This is a genomic window from Pseudomonas mendocina (assembly GCF_900636545.1).
Lineage (GTDB): Bacteria > Pseudomonadota > Gammaproteobacteria > Pseudomonadales > Pseudomonadaceae > Aquipseudomonas > Aquipseudomonas mendocina.
In genome coordinates, this window is the sequence record NZ_LR134290.1 from 3,653,543 (window position 1) to 3,672,051 (window position 18,509).

An 18,509-nucleotide genomic window follows, 5' to 3' on the forward strand; every position below is an offset into this window, starting at 1 on the left:
TCGGTGGATCGATAAGGCGTGATCCACCCTACGGCTCATACCGACTCCCGCAGATCGATCTGGCCGGTCACGGCAGCGGTGATCAGGGCGGAGCGGCGTTCTTTTAGGAGAGTGATGCTGTGTTCGGTTTTGCCGATCAAACTATCCAGTCGCCCTGTACCTTGATCGAGATATTCAGTGATTGCTTTTTGCTCTGGCGAAGGCGGAACAGCAAGCCAAATTTCTTTGGTTTTCTCTTGATTCATAATCCCGATAGTCGCCGCGTTTGCCAGAAACCACATTGCTTCGGTCTTGACGGAAAGCGAATAGGCCAAAAAGTACCCACTCATCCGCGAATTAGGGATAACAGCATTTATCTGCTGATTTGCAGAGGCTGATTCGACGAGATAACCGACCTTACCCAACGTGGCACCAATACTCACTACCAGCACTGCACCAGCCGGATAGGTTTTTGCCTCACCAGAACTGACGGCCAAAGCACTGACACGCTTCTCGGATGAAGTAAGAACCAATGAGCCACCAAAGTCTCCTGGTGTATACCAAGCGAGGCCATCCGAGTCTGGACTCGGCGGTTCCTCGGATGGAGTGCCGCCGGTTTTCACAGCACTTACCACTCGCCGCAAAGGCAAAGCATCCCAATGCTCCGGCACCTCCCCCAGCCACTCCACGCCGGAGTGTTTCATCTTTACGTTCGGGTCAAGCCCCTTGGTGACGGTATGGGTGATCAGCGCCTGGCGCTTTTCGCGCAGCAGTTCGATAAAGCGGGTTTTCTTTTCGACCAGTGCATCGATGCGGGCGGTTTCGCGGTCGAGCTTGCTGGCGATTAGACGCTGTTCATCTAGATCAGGGAGCGATACCGGAAAATTGCGCGTGAACTCATCCGGTACTCGCTTCAACCCACCGGCCCCGGTCATTGCACCGGCGCCGAAGGCACGAAAACTGGAAGCTTGAACGATGTAGTTGATATAGCGGGCATCTGCAACTGCTGGATTCGGGCGAACTACAGTCAACTCGGTAGTGCCAAACCCAGCAGCACGCTGCAGCCCCAGCATCAGAGCCCCTTTCCCATTCTCAAAGCAGGGCGTGACCTTAGCGAAGGCCACATCACCATTTTCAAAATAGGAATAACCACTTCTTACGTCAGCTACCGGACGATTCTGCTCAAGGTTGAGCGAACCATCTTCGCCAATAGCCTCCATCGGCAGGAAAGAAACTTCTTGTTCCGGATCATCCAGCAAATCGCGACGAACAGGCGGATTCAAGGTGGCTACATAGCGCATACGTGCAACGTGCCAATGCTCCGGCACCCGCCCCAACCACTCCACCCCGGAATCCTTATAGGCCGGGTAGGGTTTGTACTGACTCACGCCGTCACCTCACCCAGCAGCGCGGCGATCTCGGCTTCCACAGCCTTGAGGTCGGCATCGATCTCGGCCAGCGGGCGCGGCGGCTGGTAGACGTAGAAGTAGCGGTTGAAGTTGATCTCGTAGCCGACGATGCCCACCTGGCCGTCCTTGGGGTCGAGCTTGGCGGTGTCGATCCAGGCGTCGGGCACATGGGGCAGCACTTCGCGGGCGAAGTAGTCCTCGACGTTCTGGTTCAGCGGCACGTTCTCGAACTCGCGCAGGTCGGGGTCGGGCTGCGGCTTGCCCTTGTCATCGAGCATCGGCTGGGCGCTGGGGTCACGTTCGCCGAAGCAGGCCAGTGCGGCTTTCAGCGCGCCCTTGCCAAGTTTCTTGATACCAGCGGCCTTGAGGAAGGCCGGCAGGTTGTCGGACTCGCCGCTCACGCTGGCGAAGGCGTCGATCTGATCAGCGCCCTTGGCCTCGCGGTAGGCGGCGAGATTTTCCGGCGTCACGGCAAAGCGCAGGCGCAGCGGGCGCTCGACGGTGATGCGGCGGTAGCCGAAGTCGCTGGTGGCGAAGATTTTCGACTGGGCGCCGTGCTCACAGGCTTCATGGAGCTTGGCGATTTCGGCGATCTGCACTTCGGACAGGTACTTGCGCTTGTTGCCCAGGCTCTTGTGCATGGGCGCGTGCATGGCGGTGGCGTCGATCAGTTGCACCTTGCCTTTGCGCAGTTCGTCCTTGTGGTTGGACAGCACCCAGACATAGGTGCCGATGCCGGTGTTGTAGAACAGGTCATTGGGCAGGGCGATGATCGCCTCCAGCCAATCGTTCTCCAGTATCCAGCGGCGAATCTCCGACTCGCCCGAGCCGGCGCCGCCGTTGAACAGCGGCGAGCCTGACAGCACGATCCCGATGCGCGTGCCGCCCTCTTCCGGCGGTTTGCGCTTGGACAGCAAATGCATCAGGAACAGCAGCGAACCATCGCCCACGCGCGGCAGGCCTGGGCCGAAGCGCCCGTAGAAGCCATGCTGGCTGTGTTCGGCCTGCACCTGCGGCTGCACCTTCTCCCACTTCACGCCGAACGGCGGGTTGGCCAGGCAGTAGTCGAAGCGCTCAGCGGGCAGCAGGTCGTTGGACAGGGTGTTACCAAGCTTGATGTTCTTGGTCTCGAAGCCCTGGATGAGTTTGTCGGCCACGGAGATGGCGTAGGTTTCCGGGTTCAGCTCCTGGGCGTAGGGCACGATGCGCGCCGGGGCCTTCCATTCATCCTTGACCAACTCGATGGCCGAAGACAGAAAGCCGCCCGTACCGGCGGCGCAGTCATAAACGGTGCGCACCGCGCCTTCCTGATTGAGGGCACGGTGATCCGGGGCGAATACCAGGGTGGTGGTCAGGCGCACCACGTCACGCGGGGTAAAGAACTCACCGGCGGTGTCGTTGGCGGATTCGGCGAACTTGCGGATCAGGTGCTCGAACACCAGGCCCATTTCGTGGTTGCTCAGCACCTCGGGGTGCAGGTCGATGGCGGCGAACTTCTGCGTGACCAGATACAACAACTTGGCCTTGTCGAGCTGCACCAGCCAGTCGGAAAAGGCGAAGTGCTCGAACACCTGGCGGGCGTTGGCGGAAAACTTGGCGATGTAGTCTTCGAGGTTGGCACGGGTATCGGTGGCGCCCAGGGTAGCCAGGTCGAATTGCGAGACGTTGTAGAAGGTGGCCTTGGCCGTGGCGGGCAGGATCAGATCCAGATCAACGCTGCTGGATTTCATCGCCTGATGCTGGGCACGCACCGCGTCACGGGTTGGCTCCAGCACACACTCCAGACGACGCAGCAAAGTGAAGGGCAGGATGATGCGGCCGTAGATGGACTGTTTGAAGTCGCCGCGCAGCACGTCGGCCACGTTCCAGATGAAGTCGGCGAGGTTTTGCTGGTTCACGCGTGTATTCCTTGAGCGAATGCCGCAAGGCGCCTTGCGCGCCTGCCTGCGAGGTATTTCTAACGATGGCGAACCTTACCCGCTCCCCCGCTCATGAGCCAGTGTCAGAGCGGAGCGGCTTCAGCCGCGATAGAAAAGCTCGCCGCTAAAGCGCCTCCTACAGGTGCCAGGCCTGAACGCTGAAGCCTGCCGCCGCACGGACTGTGGGAGGGGCTTCAGCCGCGACAGAACAGCTCGCCGCTAAAGCACCTCCTACAGGCGCCAGGCCTGAACGCTGACGCCTGCTGCCGCACGGACTGTGGGAGGGCTTTAGCCGCGACAGAACAGCTCGTCGCTAAAGCACCTCCTACAGGCGCCGGGCCTGAACGCTGGCACCCACCGACGCACGGATTGTGGGAGGGGCTTCAGCCGCGATAACGCAACGCCCGAAACATTCTGCAAAGTCTTAATACAGCGTTAAGCCAGCCCTCCCAGAATCACCCCCAGGCCAATCACCGAGGTTCCGACGATGGAACTACCCTGGGCGCATCACGACCGTCCCGTTGCCCGTATCGGGCGCGGCGATACTTACGAACTCCACCTGGCTTCCCCTGGCAGCGCGCGGCGCGCGGTGCTGGAGCAGTTCATCCGCCAGCGCTTCGAGTTGCAGCACGGTGCACGCATCCGTCACTTCATGCCCTGCCTGTTCGGCCTGGAAAACCAGGCCGGTCAGTTGCTCGGTGCAGTGGGCGTGCGTGGCGGCAACAGCGGCGCGCTGTTTCTCGAGCGCTACCTGAACGAGCCGATCGAAACCGCCATCGGTGCCCGCCTTGGTCATGTCGAACCTGGTCGTGGCGAGGTGGTGGAAGTCGGCAACCTGGCTGCCGACAGTCCCGGTGCTGCGCGCCTGCTGATCGTCGCCCTGACCGATTTGCTGGTAGCCCTGGGTTTCCGCTGGGTCACCTTCACCGGTACGCCGACGCTGCTCAACAGCTTCCAACGCCTGGGCCTGACCCCCATCGCCCTGGGCGAGGCCGACCCGGCGCGCATGGGCGAAGAGCTGGCCGACTGGGGCAACTACTACGCCAACCGCCCACTGGTGATGGCCGGCGACATCCATGGCGGCCATCAGCGCCTGCTGCAACTGGGCGCCTATCCCCGTCTCGGCCACCAACCACTCTATGCCCTGGAGGACATGCCCAATGTGGTCTGCAGCTGAATCCTTCTTCGAGCATCTAGCCGCCTTTGGTCCGCGCACGGCGCTGGCCGAGGATGGTCACGAACTCACCTATGACGGTCTGCTGGCAGCCGTGGCCAGCCGCAGCCGTCATCTGCGCGAGCTGGGCGCCCAGCGCGTGGCACTGGCGCTGGATAACGGTATCGACTGGATACTGTGGGATCTGGCGGCGTTGCATGCCGGCCTGGTCTGCGTGCCGGTACCCGGGTTCTTCTCCGCCGATCAGCAACGCCATGTGCTCGACAGCGCCGGCATCGATTGCCTGATCGGCGCCGGTGCACCCGGCTTCGCCACCGTCGAGAACGGCATTCATCGCCGCTCGGTGGCGCAACCGCCCGAGCTGCACGCCGGCACCTGCAAGATCACCTACACCTCCGGCACCACCGGTCAGCCCAAGGGCGTGTGCCTGGATCTGGCCACGCAACTGGCGGTGGCCGACAGCCTGGTCAAGGCCAGCGCCAGCCGCGAAGTGGAGCGCCATCTGTGCATCCTGCCGCTGGCGACCCTGCTGGAGAACATTGCTGGCGTCTACGCCCCGCTGCTGGCCGGTGCGCGCGTGGAGTTGATGCCGATGGCACAGATCGGCCTGAGCGGCGCCAGTGGCTTCGACCTGATGCGCTTTCTGCAGGCGCTGCAAGCCGCCCAGCCGAACAGCCTGATCCTGCTGCCGCAACTGCTACTGGCGCTGGTCAGCGCAGCCGAGCGCAAACTGCCGGTACCGGGCTCACTGCGCTTCGTCGCCGTCGGTGGCGGGCGCGTCTCGGCCCAGTTGCTGCAGCGCGCCGATGCGCTGGGTCTGCCAATTTTCGAGGGCTACGGGCTGTCCGAGTGCGCCTCGGTGGTCTGCCTGAACACCCCCGAGCAGCGCCATATCGGCAGCACCGGCAAACCGCTGGAGCATCTGCAGATCCGCCTGACGGATGACGGCGAGGTGCTGGTCAAGGGCGCGCGCATGCTCGGCTACATCGGCGACCCGGCGCCGCAAGGCGAGTGGCTGGGCACCGGCGACCTCGGTCATTTCGAGGACGGTTTCCTGGTGCTGCATGGGCGCAAGAAGCATCAGTTCATCACCGCCTATGGGCGCAACGTCAACCCGGAATGGGTCGAGTCCGAGTTGGTGCAACAGCTGCCTATCGCCCAGGCCTGGCTGCACGGCGAGGCGCTGCCGGCCAACGTCGCGGTGCTGGTGCCGCGCTTTCCCAACACCCCTGACGCGCAGTTGCAGGCGGCCGTGGACGCCGTCAATCACGGCCTGCCGGACTACGCCCGAGTGCACCACTGGCTGCGCGCCGATGCCCCCTTCAACGCGAGCAACGACCTGGCCACGGCCAACGGCCGCCTGCGCCGCACTGCCCTGTTCAATCATTACCAAGCCGCCATCGAAGCGTTGATGGCAGAAGGAGTACACGCATGAGCTTCTACGAATCCCTGCTGGCTCAGACCCAGGCTGAACGCGACTACCTGCTCGGCGCACCGATCATCCAGCAGGCCATGACCGGCCAGGTCGCCTTGCGCAGCTACATCGCCTTCCTCACCGAGGCCTACCACCACGTCAAGCACACCGTACCGCTGCTGATGGCCTGCGGCGCACGCCTGCCGGAACGTCTGGAATGGCTGCGCGAAGCCATCGCCGAGTACATCGAAGAGGAAACCGGGCACCAGGAGTGGGTGCTCAATGACATCGCCGCCTGCGGTGCGGACAAGGATGCGGTGCGCCATGGCACGCCGCACATGTCCACCGAACTGATGGTGGCCTATGTCTACGACCGCATCGCCCGGCACAACCCGGTGAGCTTCTTCGGCATGGTCAACGTGCTCGAAGGCACCAGCATCGCCCTGGCCACCCAGGCCGCCGGCATCATCCAGGACAAGCTGCAACTGCCGAACAAGGCCTTCAGCTACCTCAACTCCCACGGCAGCCTGGACCTGGAGCACATCGAGTTCTTCAAGAAGCTGATGAACCGCCTGGACAACGACGATGACAAGGCTGCTGTGGTGCACACCGCCAAGGTCGTCTACCGCCTGTATGGCGACATGTTCCGCAGCTTGCCGCTTGCCGGCGAGGAGTAAGGTCATGCAACCGACGAATTGCCGTGCCCTGCTTACCGGCGCCAGTGGCGGTATCGGCCTGGCCCTGGCCCAACGTCTGGCCGATGAAGGCGCCCACCTGCTCCTAGTGGGCCGTCGTCTGGAGCCACTGCAAGCGCTCCTCAAGCGCTATCCGCAACAGATTCAGCTGGTCCAGGCCGATATCGGCACCCGCGCCGGGCGCGATGCGCTGGTGGCAGCGTCGCAGAATTTCGGCGGGCTGAACTGCCTGATCAACGCCGCCGGGGTCAACCGCTTTGGCCTGCTCGACCAACAGGACGAACAGCAGATCGCCGAGTTGATCGGCCTCAACGTCACCGCCACGCTGCAACTGACCCAGCGCCTGCTGCCGCTGCTGCGCGCCCAACACCGCGCACTGCTGATCAACGTCGGCTCCACTTTCGGCACCATCGGCTACCCGGGTTTCGCCGCCTACTGCGCCAGCAAGTTCGCCCTGCGCGGTTTCTCCGAAGCGCTGCGCCGCGAGCTGGCCGACACCAACGTTCGCGTCCTGTACTTCGCGCCACGCGCCACCCGCACGGCGATGAACGCCCCCAGTGTGGTGGCGATGAACGACGAGCTGGGCGTGGCCATGGACGACCCGGAGAAAGTCGCGGCCGAATTGCTGCAAGCCATCCGTCACGAGCAGGAAGAACGCTACCTGGGCTGGCCGGAGCGCCTGTTCGTGCGCCTCAACGGCCTGCTGCCACGCGTGGTCGACCAGGCCCTGCGCAAGCAGCTGCCGATCATTCAACGCTTCGCCCGTCATAAACACTGAGGACAACCCCGTGAACGCACTGCGTACCCTGATCATCGCCACGCTCGGTTTCGCCACCCTGCCCGCCTTCGCCCTCAGTGAAGGCGGCGAAGCGCAGCTGCACCAGTTACAGACGCGCTGGGCCGAGATCAACTACCAGACGCCGGAGAAACAACGCGAGGAGGCCTTCGCCAAGCTCGTGACACAGGCCGACGCGGCCCTGGCCAGCGAGCCAGAAGCCCCCGAGTTGCTGATCTGGCGTGGCATCATCCTCAGCACCGAGGCCGGCGCCAAAGGTGGCCTCGGCGCACTGAGCCTGGTCAAGGAAGCCAAGGCCAGCCTGGAACAGGCGTTGGCCATAGACCCGCAAGCGCTGGCCGGTTCGGCCTACACCAGCCTCGGCAGCCTCTACTACCAGGTACCAGGTTGGCCGATCGGCTTCGGCGACGACGAGAAGGCCGAGCAGATGCTCACACAGGCCCTGGCGATCAACCCGGACGGCCTCGACCCGAACTTTTTCTATGGCGACTACCTGCAGCGGCAGAAGCGCTACGAGGAATCGCGAGCTGCTCTGGAGAAAGCCCTGGCCGCCAAGGACCGTCCTGGCCGCGAATTGGCCGACAAGGGCCGCCGTGCAGAAGCCACGGCGCTTTTGCAGCAAGTCGAGCGTAAACTCCAGTAACTCGGACGCATCCCTACAGGAGTTGCCATGCGCATTCTTCTCGTCGAAGACGACCAGGCCCTGGGCGAAGGCATTCGCACCGCGCTGAAACCCGAAGGCTATACCGTGGACTGGCTGCAGGACGGCGCCAGCGCGCTGCATGCGCTGAGCCACGAGAGTTTCGAACTGGCCATTCTCGATCTGGGCCTGCCGCGCATGGATGGCCTGCAGGTGCTCAAGCACCTGCGTGCCGCGGCCAACCCGGTGCCGGTGCTGGTACTCACCGCACGCGATGCCACCAGTGACCGCATCGCCGGCCTCGATGCCGGTGCCGACGACTACCTGATCAAACCCTTCGACGTCGCCGAACTCAAGGCGCGCCTGCGCGCCCTGCTGCGACGCAGCTTCCAGCGTCCGCAACCAGCCCTGGAATACCGCGGCATCCGCCTCGACCCGGCGAGCCAGGTGGTCGAGTACCAGGGCCAGACCATCAACCTGCCGCGCAAGGAATTCCTCTTGCTGCATGAGCTGCTGATCCAGCCTGGTCGCGTACTGACTCGCGACAAGCTGCAACAGGCCCTCTATGGCTGGGACGAGGAAGTGGAAAGCAACGCCCTGGAAGTGCACGTGCACCACCTGCGCAAGAAATTCTTTCCGGAGCTGATCCGCACCGTGCGCGGCGTCGGTTATCTGGTGGACAAATGAGGCTGCTGAAAACCTTCGGCTCCATCCGTACCCGTCTACTGGTCCTGTTGCTGCTGTTGGTAGCGGGCAGCTTCGGGCTGATCAGCCACAAGATCTACAACGACTCCGTGCACGAAGTGCGCGAGCTGTTCGACGCCCAACTGTCGCAGACCGCGCGCCTGCTTATGGGCCTGGTGCGCCACGACCTCAGTGAAAGCGAACGGCGTGAGATGCAGGCCGTGCTCGATGAAGCCCTGTTGCTGCACAGCGCACGCAACCCGGACAACCTGCTTGGCCACGAATATGAAGGCAAGCTGGCCTTCCAGATGCTCGACGACGATGGCGAGCTGCTGTTCCAGTCCGCTAGCGCCCCGCCCGGCCTGCTCAACGACATGATCCAGCAGCTCGGCCTGGTGCTACCCGATAACGATCAACCGATGCAGCAGCGCCTGGCGCAGTTGGCCCGTTACCTGATCGGCTATCACACCCTGAACATCGGCGAGCATCGCTGGCGGGTGTTCGTGCTGCATGACAGCCGCGACTACCACTGGGTGCTGGCGGGTGAACGTGAAGACGTACGCGGCGAGCTGATCGACAAGATCGCTCAGCGTACCCTGCAGCCGTTATTGATCGGCCTGCCGATCGTCGGTCTGCTGCTGTGGCTGACCGTTGGCTGGGGGCTGTATCCGCTCAAACGTATGGCCGATGCCATTCGCGGCCGCGCGCCGGACAACCTGGCGCCGCTGGTCTTTCCGCCGTTACCCAACGAACTGGAGCCGATGGCAGCGGCGCTCAACCGCCTGCTGATGCAGGTCAACCAACTGCTGGAACAGGAAAAACGCTTTATCGCCGATGCGGCCCACGAGCTGCGCACGCCGCTCGCGGTACTGCGTATCCACGCGCAGAACGCGCTGGAGGCGCCGGACCCCGGTGATCGCGAGGAGGCCTTGCGACAGTTGGGCGGTGGTGTCGACCGTGCCACACGGGTGGTCGCCCAGCTGCTGACCCTGGCGCGCCTGGACCCCAACGGCATTCGCCTGAACATGGGCAATCTCGACCTGCTGGCCTTCCTGCGCAGTGAACTGGCCGAGCTGACGCCGCTGGCACTCAATCGCCGTCAGGAATTGATTCTCGAAGCGCAGGAGCCCGCCGACTATCACTTGCCAGCCGATGCTCCCAGCCTGGGTATCCTGCTGCAGAACCTGGTCAGCAATGCCGTGCAGTACACCCCGGCAGACGGCTGCATTCAGGTGCAACTGCAGGCCACGCCACAGGAACTGGTACTGCAAGTGCTCGATAGTGGCCCCGGTGTACCGGTGGAACTGCGCGAGCGCCTGTTCGAGCGTTTCTTCCGTATCGGCGATGGCCAGGGCGCCGGGCTTGGCCTGTCCATCGTACGCCGCGTGGTGGAATTGCATCAGGGCAGCATCGCCCTCGATGAATCACCGCTCGGCGGGTTGCGCGTGAGCGTCAGGCTGCCTCGACGCCAAGCCAGCGGGGCCTGACCGACGAAACATAGACACAGACAATTGAAGAAATAGAGACAATCCGTTTTATCAATCGAAGCGCTTCTTCGATCATGCAGACCTGTTCAGCAACCCACTACAGGAGTAACGACACATGAGCCTGATCAAGCGCTTCTTCCAACCCGCCCAACCAGTCCAGCAGACAGCAAGCGTGCAGGAGCACCCGAATTTCTGGATGTACCAGTGATTCAACCGGCCGCGCCGACCACTCGCAGCGGCACCTGACGTCCGGCCTTCTGCGCCAGGTAGCGGGTGCAGCTGACGCGCAGGAACGAGGCGAAGTTGACCACTTCGCCGCGAAAGTCCATGACCTCCTCGTACAGCTTGGCGATCAGCTGGTTGGTGGTCATGCCATCGACTTCGGCGATCTCGCGCAGAATGTCCCAGAACTGGTTCTCCAGACGCAGCGTGGTCACCACTCCGCGGATACGCAATGAACGCGAGCGCGACTCATACAGAATGGGGTCGGCCTTCACATAGAGTTCGCACATCGGCTTGGTCTCCTCATGAGCGTCGCAGCCCGGATGCAGCCGGGTAAATGATGCGCCTACGGATGGCATCCGGGCTACGTCGGTTACAGGCGAATTTCCGTGCCGAGTACCTTGAGAAACGCTGCCAGCCAGGCAGGATGCGCTGGCCAGGCCGGTGCAGTGACCAGCTTGCCCTGCACATGCGCCTGGTCGACCGCAATTTCCACGTACTTGCCCCCCGCCAGTGTCACCTCCGGCGCACAGGCAGGATAGGCGCTGCATTCGCGCCCTTCCAGCACACCCGCGGCCGCCAGCAACTGGGCACCGTGGCAAACGGCGGCGATGGGTTTGTCGGCGCTGGCGAAGGCCTTGACCAGGGCGATCAGCTCGGCATTGAGGCGCAGGTATTCCGGCGCGCGGCCACCGGGAATGACCAGGGCGTCGTAATCCTCGGCACGTACCTTGGCGAAATCGAAATTGAGCGCAAAATTGTGCCCCGGCTTCTCGCTGTAGGTCTGGTCGCCCTCGAAATCGTGAATGGCGGTGCGCACCGTCTGCCCGGTGACCTTGTCCGGGCAGACCGCATGCACGGTGTGGCCGACCATCTGCAGCGCCTGGAACGGCACCATGGTTTCGTAGTCCTCGGCGTAATCGCCGACCAGCATGAGAATCTTCTTGGCAGCCATGATCGTCTCCTGAAGGTAGGTGGAACGAACGCCATTATTCGCCCCTGTTTCTTCCGACAGGTAACAGCCGAGTACTACTCCCGCACGCTGCTTGTGCTCAGATGCCGACCTTGTCCAGCGCCTCGCCGATCGAGCGCCAGAAACCGCGCTGCGGACGCTCCGGCTCCTGTTGACTGGCCGCAACGCGGGCCATCGGCTGCACCTGGCGGGTCACCCCCAGCTCGGCCTGGGCCAGTTCAGCCGATACCAGTTGCAGGGGCCCATCGCCGCCACCTTCAAGCGCTCCGCCCATGGGCGGCGGGCCGTCTTCGTCGTAACGCAGGTAATAGGTGGCGCCAACGGCGGCGTCGAGGGTGAAGCTGGCGATCAGGGTGAAGTCGAACGGCCCGTCAGCCAGCAACGTCCAGAAACTGCCGACCAGTGGGCGGCGCATCTCCAGCTTGTAGCTGGCGGCATCGAACTCCAGTACCAGGTAACCATTGCTCGGCAGGCTGCCGATCAGTTGGTTGTCGAGAAACAGTCCGGGCGCCTCCAGTTCCTGGTCGGCCCAGTCGTTGCGCGGCCGATACAGGTAGACCAGCGCATGGTTTTCGTCACTGAGGACGTGAGGAGCGAAGGCCTCCCCGTCCGTCGCACCAAAGAACGCTCCCGGAGTGGAACAGGCGGTAAGCAGGACGATAGGCAGCAACCACAGCAGACGGCGCATCGATCATTCCTTTTATGGTTATGCGCCGAGCTTAGCGCCGCTGCGTGCCAGCATCACCCGACGAAAGTGCGGCCAGGCTCAGGATTATCAAGCAGTAACAAAAAAGGGCCGACATAACTGTCGGCCCTTTTTCATCGGCTCATCGCTCAGAGCGCGTATTTCTGCAGGTTCGCCATCATTTCCTTGAGCGCCTCGACGTTATCCGCCGGATGTGCAGCGCCCTCGAAATCACAGATGCGCTGCCACTGTGCGGCGACGTCCTCGGGACTGAAGCCGGCCTTGGGATCGAAGCCGGCGCCCAGACTGCGCTCCCAGCGCACCTTGCCGACCCAGCCACCGCCGACCTCGTACAGGCCACCGGTGTCCTGGCAAGCGGCGCTACCGAGGTACACCACCAGCGGGCTGACCAGCTCGGGCTTGAGTTGCTCGAACACCTGTGGCGGGATCAGCCCTTCGGTCATGCGTGTGGCGCCAGTCGGCGCGATGGCGTTGACCAGAATGTTGTTCTTGCGGCCTTCGATGGCCAGGGTGCGGGTCAGGCCGTAGAGGCCGAGCTTGGCCATGCCATAGTTGCTCTGGCCGAAGTTACCGTAGATACCGGAAGTGGACGAGGTGAAGATCACGCGGCCGAAGTTCTGTTCGCGCAGATGTGGCCAGGCGGCGTGAGTGGTCTTGTAGGCACCTTCGACGTGAACCTTGTAGACCAGGTCCCAGTCGGCGTCTTCCATCTTGTGAAAGCTCTTGTCGCGCAGGATGCCGGCGTTGTTGACCAGTACATCGATACGACCGAAATGGTCGAGCGCGGTCTGTACGATCTTGTCGCCATCGGTGACCGAATCATGGTTGGCCACCGCGGTACCGCCAAAGGCGCGAATCTCTTCGACCACCTTGTCCGCAGCCGAGGCGTTGGCCCCTTCGCCGTGCGTACTGCCACCCAGATCGTTGACCACCACCTTGGCACCATGACGGGCGAACAGCAGCGCATGGGCACGGCCCAGGCCACCGCCAGCACCGGTGACTATGACCACTTGATCTTCGAAACGAATGGCATCGCTCATCGACAGCTTCCTCGGGCAGGTTGTGAATACCCCCGAGTGTCAGGCAGCCCCGCTTGCTTCACAAGGCGCGCGGGGCCCCTGAATGACGGCCGATAATGCGACCTTATGCGCGTCAGCTACCGGAGCCGGAGCCCGAACCGGAACCATTACCACCACCACCTGTGCCGGTACCGTTACCCGAGCCCGCACCATCACCGCCAGGGTTACCATCGGTGTTCGGCCCCTGAACAGGCGGGATACCTTCACCATCATCCGCCGGGTTCATCGGGTCGTTGTCACCGGGCGTGGTCGGTGTGGTCGGCGTAGTCGGCCCAGTTGTATCCGGGGTACCGGTTTCACCGGCAGCGAAGGCTGGCAGTGCCATGGCGCCCAGAATCCCGCTCAACAGCAGTGCAGATAACTTCTTGTTCATGTTGTTCATGAGTAACCTCGACTTTTCTGTGAGTGACACAGTTAGTGAGTTGCTCACCGCGCCGGAGGTTCGACAAGAATTTATTGCAGCGTGCATCAGGCGCTGCGGATCAGGCTCAGGTGGTTGTACAGATGCAGCACGTGCGCCTCGGCGTACTCGGCATGATCAAGCGCACCGTAGGCAAAGTGCGGCTGTAGGTCGCCCTCGTGAGTGGCAAAGCGTTCGAACGCCGCCTGCAGGCGCTGCAACGCCAGCGCCTGACTCGCCGGCTCGGTCAATTCGGCTGCGCCGGGAATGGCTTCGTCCAGTGGATGACGCATGGCGCCGCGCGAACTGAACACGGCGAACGCAGCTGGTCCTACCGTATGACGAAACCAGGCGGGCTTCAGCTCGGGATAGCCATCGATGGAATAGTCGATGCTCTGCGCACAATGATTGAACACTTCGCTCGGACTCCAGCCGCGGACGCTTTGCAGCGCCCTGCCGTGTAGATCCGCCAATACCTGGCGCGCGCCCTCCAGACTGACAGCCGCTGGCCGCGGACCGGTTGGCAGTGCCCAATAGCCGGCGCCAAGCACGGCGACTCCGCTTACTGCCGCGCCTTTGAGCAGGGTACGTCTACGCATGCGAGCTCCTTGCGTCGCGAAACTGCAAATAATGCTCGAGCACCGCAACCGGGGCTTCGAGTTGTGGATAGTGGCCGATACCGTCGAGCAGCACCGTGTCGGCGTCAGCGATCAGCTCACGGTAACGCGCCACCATATGTGCTCCTGAAATTGGATCGAATGCGCCATCGATCACCCGCATCGGCAGCGTCGTCGCCTGCATCGCTGCCACCCAGCGCTGCCGCTGCTGGCGCCGCTCGGGCATGTAGCGAATCAGGCGGTGCATCACCGCCGGGCCATTGTTATAGGCCACCAGTTGCCACAGGGCATCCAGTTCGGCCTCACTGGCCTGGGTGCGCGGACCGAAGATGCGCGCGAAACTCTGCGCCAGCTTGCGCCGTGAGAACAATCGCCCGATCAACGGCCCGAGCGGCCCGAGCAGCAGTTTCTGCACGCGTACCGGATGATGGGTTTCCGGGAACAGGCCACCATTGAGGAACACGCAACTGGCCAGTTGCAGTTGCCCGTCCTGATGACGTGCGATCAGCTCCTGCGCCACGCTGTCGCCATAGTCATGGGCCAGCACGTGCACGGGGCGCTGTTCACCGATGTGGGCCAGTAGCACCTGCTGCAGATCGGCCTGCTCCAGCAAGCTGTAAGCATGGCCGCGCGGCTTGGCCGAGTAACCGAAACCCAGCATGTCGCAGGCGATCAACCGATAACGTGCAGCCAGCGGCGCCCACAGACGGTGCCAGTCCCAACTGGCGCTGGGAAAGCCATGTATCAGCAACAGCGGCTCGGCCGCAGCGTCACCGGCAACCCAGTACCGAATCGAGTGGCCGCGAAAGTCCAGCACCTGCCCCTGCGCGCGCCATTCATCCAGGGCGATGCCTGGCAGGTCACTCACTGGTCGTAACCCGGCATCTGCTGGTCGAGCTTACGCAGCAACGCCGGCCAGGGCAGCGAGCCCCCCATGCCCTGCGGCGTTTTCATCACACCGGCGATCATCGCCCGCGCCCCATCGAGAATCTGCTGCGGAATATGGATCAGCTCGGCGCCGCCGCTCTGCGCCATGACCTGGATCTCGCAGGCACGCTGCAGGATGAACATGCCGAGAAAGGCATCTTCGATACCACCGAAAGCCGTGAGCAGGCCATGGTTGGGCAGGATCATGAAGTTCTTGTCGCCCAGGTCCGCCTGCAGCCGCGCCTTCTCGTCATGGTTCAGCGCCACCCCTTCATAGCCGTGGTAGGCCAGGCTGGCGAGGACGAACAACGACTGCTGCGACAGCGGCAGCAGACCCTGCTTCTGCGCCGACACGGCGATGCCCGCCGGCGTGTGAATGTGCAGCACGCAGCCTACGTCGTGACGTACCTCGTGCACGGCGCTGTGAATGGTGTAACCGGCAGGATTGATGTCGAACGGGCTGTCCATCAGCTTGTTGCCGGCCAGGTCGACCTTGACCAGGCTGGACGCTGTGATCTCGTGGAACATCAGGCCATAGGGGTTGATGAGGAAATCCTCGGTCCCCGGCACCTTGGCGGAAATGTGGGTGAAGATCAGGTCATCCCAACCGTACAGCGCGATCAGTCGGTAGCAGGCCGCAAGATCGACGCGCGTACGCCATTCGGCTTCGGAGACCTGATTTTTCACGGCAGGGAGTTTCAGCGGAGCATTCACGGCGACACCTCGATGTTCTTGTTGGTCGGTGGTGTCGGCAGTCTAGCCGTGGCGCCAGAGCATGGTAGTTGCCCTGGCAGCCATATTCATGGCTTTGCAGGTCAGAAAGCCTGGCGGGCCGGGGCGATAGCAGGATATTCGCCTTCGTTATAGGAGCAGGAGCAACAGCGGCGCGGCGAGGAAATTCAGCAACCCCAGCCCGGCGACGGTAGCCTCCTCGTTGCCCGCCTCCAGCGCCATGGCCACACCGGCACCGTGAGCCACGACGCCAAGCAGTACGACAGCGCCATATTCAGCCGCAAGCCGCTGGTCTGAGCTTGCGTGCAAGTGCCTGCTGCAACGGCTGCCGTCGCGAGCAGTCTGTACGGAAACGTCCCACCAACTGTTTTAGCGCACGTTGTTCTGCGGCATAGCTCTCGACCTCGGCAACCTGAACCAGTATCTGCGACACGGCTTCGTTGATAGACTCGATGAACTGGTTGAACCATCTGGCCAGCTACCCAGCTTCATCCGCGCTGAGGCGCGCCAGACGGCGAGTCAGGTCGCACCCCCTCTGAGCTCAGCTCCGCTGACCTGATCCAGAACGCCTGATCTGGGTCAATTAGCGCCCGGAACCATTGCAAACCGGCCAGACGCGTCCTTCAGGAGCGCCGATTTCATCGATGCCTTAGCACTTGCCAAGCGGCCCTGTGCTAATGCTTGAATAGACGGAATTACGAAGCACTCAGTTGGGCAGAAGCGACGTCAATCTGTCAGCGAAAAGAGCAACCGCCAGCCCCATCAACATCACGATTGTGCCCCCTACCTTGATGAGCGATACCGGCCGTTCAACCGCCCCCATTAGGCCGAAGTGATCGATCACCAGCGACGAGCTTATCTGCCCGGCGATAGCCAGCCCAAGCAAGGCTGATAGACCTATCTTGGGGGCAAGCATGACGTAGCTGAGCAGCGCGCAGCTGCCCAGCACACCGCCCAGCAGGCTCCACAGGGGCTGGGAAGGTATGGCAACCAGCGAGGTCACGATACCGCCCCGGATCATCGAGTAGATGCCGAGGCATACCGCCCCGGCCGTGAAAGAGAACAGTGCCGCGGCTACGGAATCGCCCCCTACACCTTTGGCCAGTTGGCCATTCAAGGTGGTCTGCAGGGTGATCCCCAGCCCAGCGACTACGGCCAGCGGGTAATAGAGTGCGTTCATCTCGCGCGCTCCTTATTGGGCCGACACAAGCGGCGCAAACGTCTCGGCAAACAGGTCAGGCTGGTATCCGGCAGCGCGGAACAGATGCTCACGGGACTCGTCGATTGCCGCGCGGAGCTGCTCATTGTCGAGGCCCAGCAGCTTGCCGTCACGCTTGACGATGCGTCCGCCGATCATGACCGTGTCGACATTGCTGCGCTCCGCCGCATGTACCACGGTGCCGAATGCGTTACCTGGCGGGTACAGGTTGACGTCCAGCGTATTAATCAGGATGAGGTCGGCTTGTTTGCCAGGCACCAGGCTGCCGATCTTGTCCTGCAGCCCGGCACAGATGGCACCGTCGACGGTGGCCGCTTTGAGCAGGCCATGAGCAGGCCGAGTTAGCAGATGAGGTTCGGCGCCGCAGCAGTGCTGCACATGCTGCTTATGCATGCCCATGACGCGCTGCAGGTAGAACGCCGTGCGCATCTCCATGAACATGTCTCCGCTGTAGGAGGTTTCGTTATCGACACTCAGCCCTGGGTTGATGCCGTGACGATGCGCCGCCTGCATGGCGAACATTCCATCCTCGATTCCGTAGTGAGCATCAGAACGTGGGCAGACGTTGACCCGGACGCCGGCCTCGCGAAGGATTTGCCAGCCGGAGTCCGGCAGCGAGGTGCAATGATTGAAGATGTTATCGGGGCCCAGCAGTCCTTGCTGATGCAGCCCTTCTAGCTCGGCTGCCATCGCGCCGCCGAAGAACTCGGTGATGATCGGCAGGCCCAGTCGGCGAGCTTCAGCCCACAGTTCTGGCTCCAACTGCGCCATGACCGCCAGCGAGACCAGCTTGTTGTGCTCGTTCTTGAAGTACTTTTCCTGCAAGCGCTCCAGGTTGCCGGGCCAGTGGGCTTTGTCCCATTCACCCGCAACCGGCGCACCGGAAGCGTGCACGGAGCGGATACCTGCATCGAGCAGCGCTTCGATCGCAGCGTCGGAGTGCGCGCCAGTGCGACTGTTATGCGAGTTATCGACCAGGGTCGTGATGCCGGAGTCGATGCAGCCTAATGCACTAAGCAGGTTGCCAACATACATGTCAGCCGGGCGATAGTACTTGGCGAACGAGAAGTGCGTTGCGTTGCAGTAGTCTTCCAGCGTCGCGGCATTGGGGTTGATGCGCCGTAATTGCCCCTCCCAGGAGTGGCGGTGGGTATCGACCATGCCTGGCATGGCGATCATGCCCGCGGCATCGATCACGGCAGCGTCACCTGCCTCGATGTTTTCGCCTACGGCCTTGATCATGCTGCCTTCGATCAGGATGTCGCCGCGCACCAGATTGCCGATATCGGCATCCATGCTCAGAATCGTGGCGCCGCGGATAAGTACTCGTGCTGCGGCTGCGGCCGGAGCCTGCACGATGTTGCGGTTGTAATCGGTCACTTTCAGTGCCTCCGTCAGAGTTCGTTGAAGGCAATGTACGGAAAGCGATACCGCGTA

At 62.6% G+C, this 18,509-nt stretch carries 19 protein-coding genes and 1 pseudogene; 7 read left to right on the forward strand and 13 right to left on the reverse strand.

The window, feature by feature from the left end:
* Positions 1–35: 35 nt before the first annotated feature.
* Positions 36–1,367: a restriction endonuclease subunit S gene (locus EL191_RS16980; protein ID WP_041979823.1), complete on the reverse strand. Its 1,332-nt coding sequence runs from the start codon at positions 1,365–1,367 to the stop codon at positions 36–38.
* Positions 1,364–3,286: a type I restriction-modification system subunit M gene (locus EL191_RS16985; RefSeq protein WP_041979822.1), complete on the reverse strand. Its 1,923-nt coding sequence runs from the start codon at positions 3,284–3,286 to the stop codon at positions 1,364–1,366. Before EL191_RS16985 ends, EL191_RS16980 begins: the two co-directional genes overlap by 4 nt.
* 508 nt (positions 3,287–3,794) lie before the next feature.
* Here EL191_RS16985 and EL191_RS16990 point away from each other — a divergent pair.
* The 7 genes from EL191_RS16990 to EL191_RS17020 are packed head-to-tail and all read left to right on the forward strand — an operon-like array spanning position 3,795 to position 10,197.
* Positions 3,795–4,484, forward strand: a complete 690-nt coding sequence (locus tag EL191_RS16990) for a thermostable hemolysin (protein ID WP_041979821.1) — start codon at positions 3,795–3,797, stop codon at positions 4,482–4,484.
* Positions 4,468–5,916, forward strand: coding sequence for an AMP-binding protein (locus tag EL191_RS16995; RefSeq protein ID WP_041979820.1), 1,449 nt, complete (start codon positions 4,468–4,470; stop codon positions 5,914–5,916). The genes EL191_RS16990 and EL191_RS16995 overlap by 17 nt, the downstream gene beginning before the upstream one ends.
* A complete protein-coding gene (locus EL191_RS17000; protein ID WP_041979819.1) occupies positions 5,913–6,572 on the forward strand; it encodes a TenA family transcriptional regulator in 660 nt (219 codons plus the stop codon). Before EL191_RS16995 ends, EL191_RS17000 begins: the two co-directional genes overlap by 4 nt.
* Before the next feature lie 4 nt (positions 6,573–6,576).
* Positions 6,577–7,368 (forward strand): SDR family oxidoreductase, encoded by a 792-nt coding sequence (locus EL191_RS17005; RefSeq protein ID WP_041979818.1) that lies wholly within the window; start codon positions 6,577–6,579, stop codon positions 7,366–7,368.
* A gap of 10 nt (positions 7,369–7,378) precedes the next feature.
* Positions 7,379–8,029 (forward strand): tetratricopeptide repeat protein, encoded by a 651-nt coding sequence (locus EL191_RS17010; protein WP_041979817.1) that lies wholly within the window; start codon positions 7,379–7,381, stop codon positions 8,027–8,029.
* Between the two features lie 27 nt (positions 8,030–8,056).
* Positions 8,057–8,713 (forward strand): response regulator transcription factor, encoded by a 657-nt coding sequence (locus EL191_RS17015; protein WP_041979815.1) that lies wholly within the window; start codon positions 8,057–8,059, stop codon positions 8,711–8,713.
* A complete protein-coding gene (locus EL191_RS17020) occupies positions 8,710–10,197 on the forward strand; it encodes an ATP-binding protein (protein WP_041979814.1) in 1,488 nt (495 codons plus the stop codon). The genes EL191_RS17015 and EL191_RS17020 overlap by 4 nt, the downstream gene beginning before the upstream one ends.
* A 209-nt stretch (positions 10,198–10,406) precedes the next feature.
* Here EL191_RS17020 and EL191_RS17025 read toward each other — a convergent pair whose 3' ends face one another.
* The 11 genes and pseudogenes from EL191_RS17025 to EL191_RS17075 form a co-directional block, all read right to left on the reverse strand.
* Positions 10,407–10,709 carry a ribbon-helix-helix domain-containing protein gene (locus tag EL191_RS17025; protein ID WP_013716665.1) on the reverse strand — a complete coding sequence of 101 codons (303 nt, stop codon included), beginning with the start codon at positions 10,707–10,709 and terminating at the stop codon, positions 10,407–10,409.
* An 83-nt stretch (positions 10,710–10,792) separates the two neighbouring features.
* Entirely contained in the window at positions 10,793–11,374 is a 582-nt protein-coding gene (locus EL191_RS17030) for a DJ-1/PfpI family protein (protein ID WP_013716666.1), read from the reverse strand.
* Positions 11,375–11,471: 97 nt separating this feature from the next.
* Positions 11,472–12,080 (reverse strand): DUF2846 domain-containing protein, encoded by a 609-nt coding sequence (locus tag EL191_RS17035; protein ID WP_017362709.1) that lies wholly within the window; start codon positions 12,078–12,080, stop codon positions 11,472–11,474.
* A gap of 146 nt (positions 12,081–12,226) precedes the next feature.
* Positions 12,227–13,138 (reverse strand): SDR family oxidoreductase, encoded by a 912-nt coding sequence (locus tag EL191_RS17040; protein WP_017362710.1) that lies wholly within the window; start codon positions 13,136–13,138, stop codon positions 12,227–12,229.
* 112 nt (positions 13,139–13,250) lie between these two features.
* Positions 13,251–13,559, reverse strand: coding sequence for a hypothetical protein (locus EL191_RS17045; RefSeq protein ID WP_013716669.1), 309 nt, complete (start codon positions 13,557–13,559; stop codon positions 13,251–13,253).
* Positions 13,560–13,645: 86 nt separating this feature from the next.
* Positions 13,646–14,176, reverse strand: a complete 531-nt coding sequence (locus EL191_RS17050; RefSeq protein ID WP_013716670.1) for a DUF1569 domain-containing protein — start codon at positions 14,174–14,176, stop codon at positions 13,646–13,648.
* A complete protein-coding gene (locus tag EL191_RS17055) occupies positions 14,169–15,062 on the reverse strand; it encodes an alpha/beta fold hydrolase (protein WP_041979813.1) in 894 nt (297 codons plus the stop codon). Before EL191_RS17055 ends, EL191_RS17050 begins: the two co-directional genes overlap by 8 nt.
* Positions 15,059–15,835, reverse strand: a complete 777-nt coding sequence (locus tag EL191_RS17060; protein ID WP_017362712.1) for a class II aldolase/adducin family protein — start codon at positions 15,833–15,835, stop codon at positions 15,059–15,061. Before EL191_RS17060 ends, EL191_RS17055 begins: the two co-directional genes overlap by 4 nt.
* Positions 15,836–15,982: 147 nt before the next feature.
* Positions 15,983–16,111: pseudogene (locus EL191_RS17065) on the reverse strand (LrgB family protein); the annotation flags it as partial.
* Positions 16,112–16,559: 448 nt separating this feature from the next.
* Positions 16,560–17,033 carry a DMT family transporter gene (locus tag EL191_RS17070; protein WP_041979809.1) on the reverse strand — a complete coding sequence of 158 codons (474 nt, stop codon included), beginning with the start codon at positions 17,031–17,033 and terminating at the stop codon, positions 16,560–16,562.
* Positions 17,034–17,045: 12 nt separating this feature from the next.
* Entirely contained in the window at positions 17,046–18,452 is a 1,407-nt protein-coding gene (locus tag EL191_RS17075; protein WP_041979808.1) for an amidohydrolase family protein, read from the reverse strand.
* Positions 18,453–18,509: the final 57 nt, after the last annotated feature.

What these genes read in the sequence shown, in the direction of transcription:
- EL191_RS17015 (WP_041979815.1), top strand. Translation starts at nt 8,057, where the DNA reads ATGCGCATTCTTCTCGTCGAAGACGACCAGGCCCTGGGCGAAGGCATT.
- EL191_RS17025 (WP_013716665.1), bottom strand. Translation starts at nt 10,709, where the DNA reads ATGTGCGAACTCTATGTGAAGGCCGACCCCATTCTGTATGAGTCGCGC.
- EL191_RS17035 (WP_017362709.1), bottom strand. Translation starts at nt 12,080, where the DNA reads ATGCGCCGTCTGCTGTGGTTGCTGCCTATCGTCCTGCTTACCGCCTGT.
- EL191_RS17040 (WP_017362710.1), bottom strand. Translation starts at nt 13,138, where the DNA reads ATGAGCGATGCCATTCGTTTCGAAGATCAAGTGGTCATAGTCACCGGT.
- EL191_RS17020 (WP_041979814.1), top strand. Translation starts at nt 8,710, where the DNA reads ATGAGGCTGCTGAAAACCTTCGGCTCCATCCGTACCCGTCTACTGGTC.
- EL191_RS17070 (WP_041979809.1), bottom strand. Translation starts at nt 17,033, where the DNA reads ATGAACGCACTCTATTACCCGCTGGCCGTAGTCGCTGGGCTGGGGATC.
- EL191_RS17030 (WP_013716666.1), bottom strand. Translation starts at nt 11,374, where the DNA reads ATGGCTGCCAAGAAGATTCTCATGCTGGTCGGCGATTACGCCGAGGAC.
- EL191_RS16990 (WP_041979821.1), top strand. Translation starts at nt 3,795, where the DNA reads ATGGAACTACCCTGGGCGCATCACGACCGTCCCGTTGCCCGTATCGGG.
- EL191_RS17005 (WP_041979818.1), top strand. Translation starts at nt 6,577, where the DNA reads ATGCAACCGACGAATTGCCGTGCCCTGCTTACCGGCGCCAGTGGCGGT.
- EL191_RS17000 (WP_041979819.1), top strand. Translation starts at nt 5,913, where the DNA reads ATGAGCTTCTACGAATCCCTGCTGGCTCAGACCCAGGCTGAACGCGAC.
- EL191_RS16995 (WP_041979820.1), top strand. Translation starts at nt 4,468, where the DNA reads ATGTGGTCTGCAGCTGAATCCTTCTTCGAGCATCTAGCCGCCTTTGGT.
- EL191_RS17050 (WP_013716670.1), bottom strand. Translation starts at nt 14,176, where the DNA reads ATGCGTAGACGTACCCTGCTCAAAGGCGCGGCAGTAAGCGGAGTCGCC.
- EL191_RS17045 (WP_013716669.1), bottom strand. Translation starts at nt 13,559, where the DNA reads ATGAACAACATGAACAAGAAGTTATCTGCACTGCTGTTGAGCGGGATT.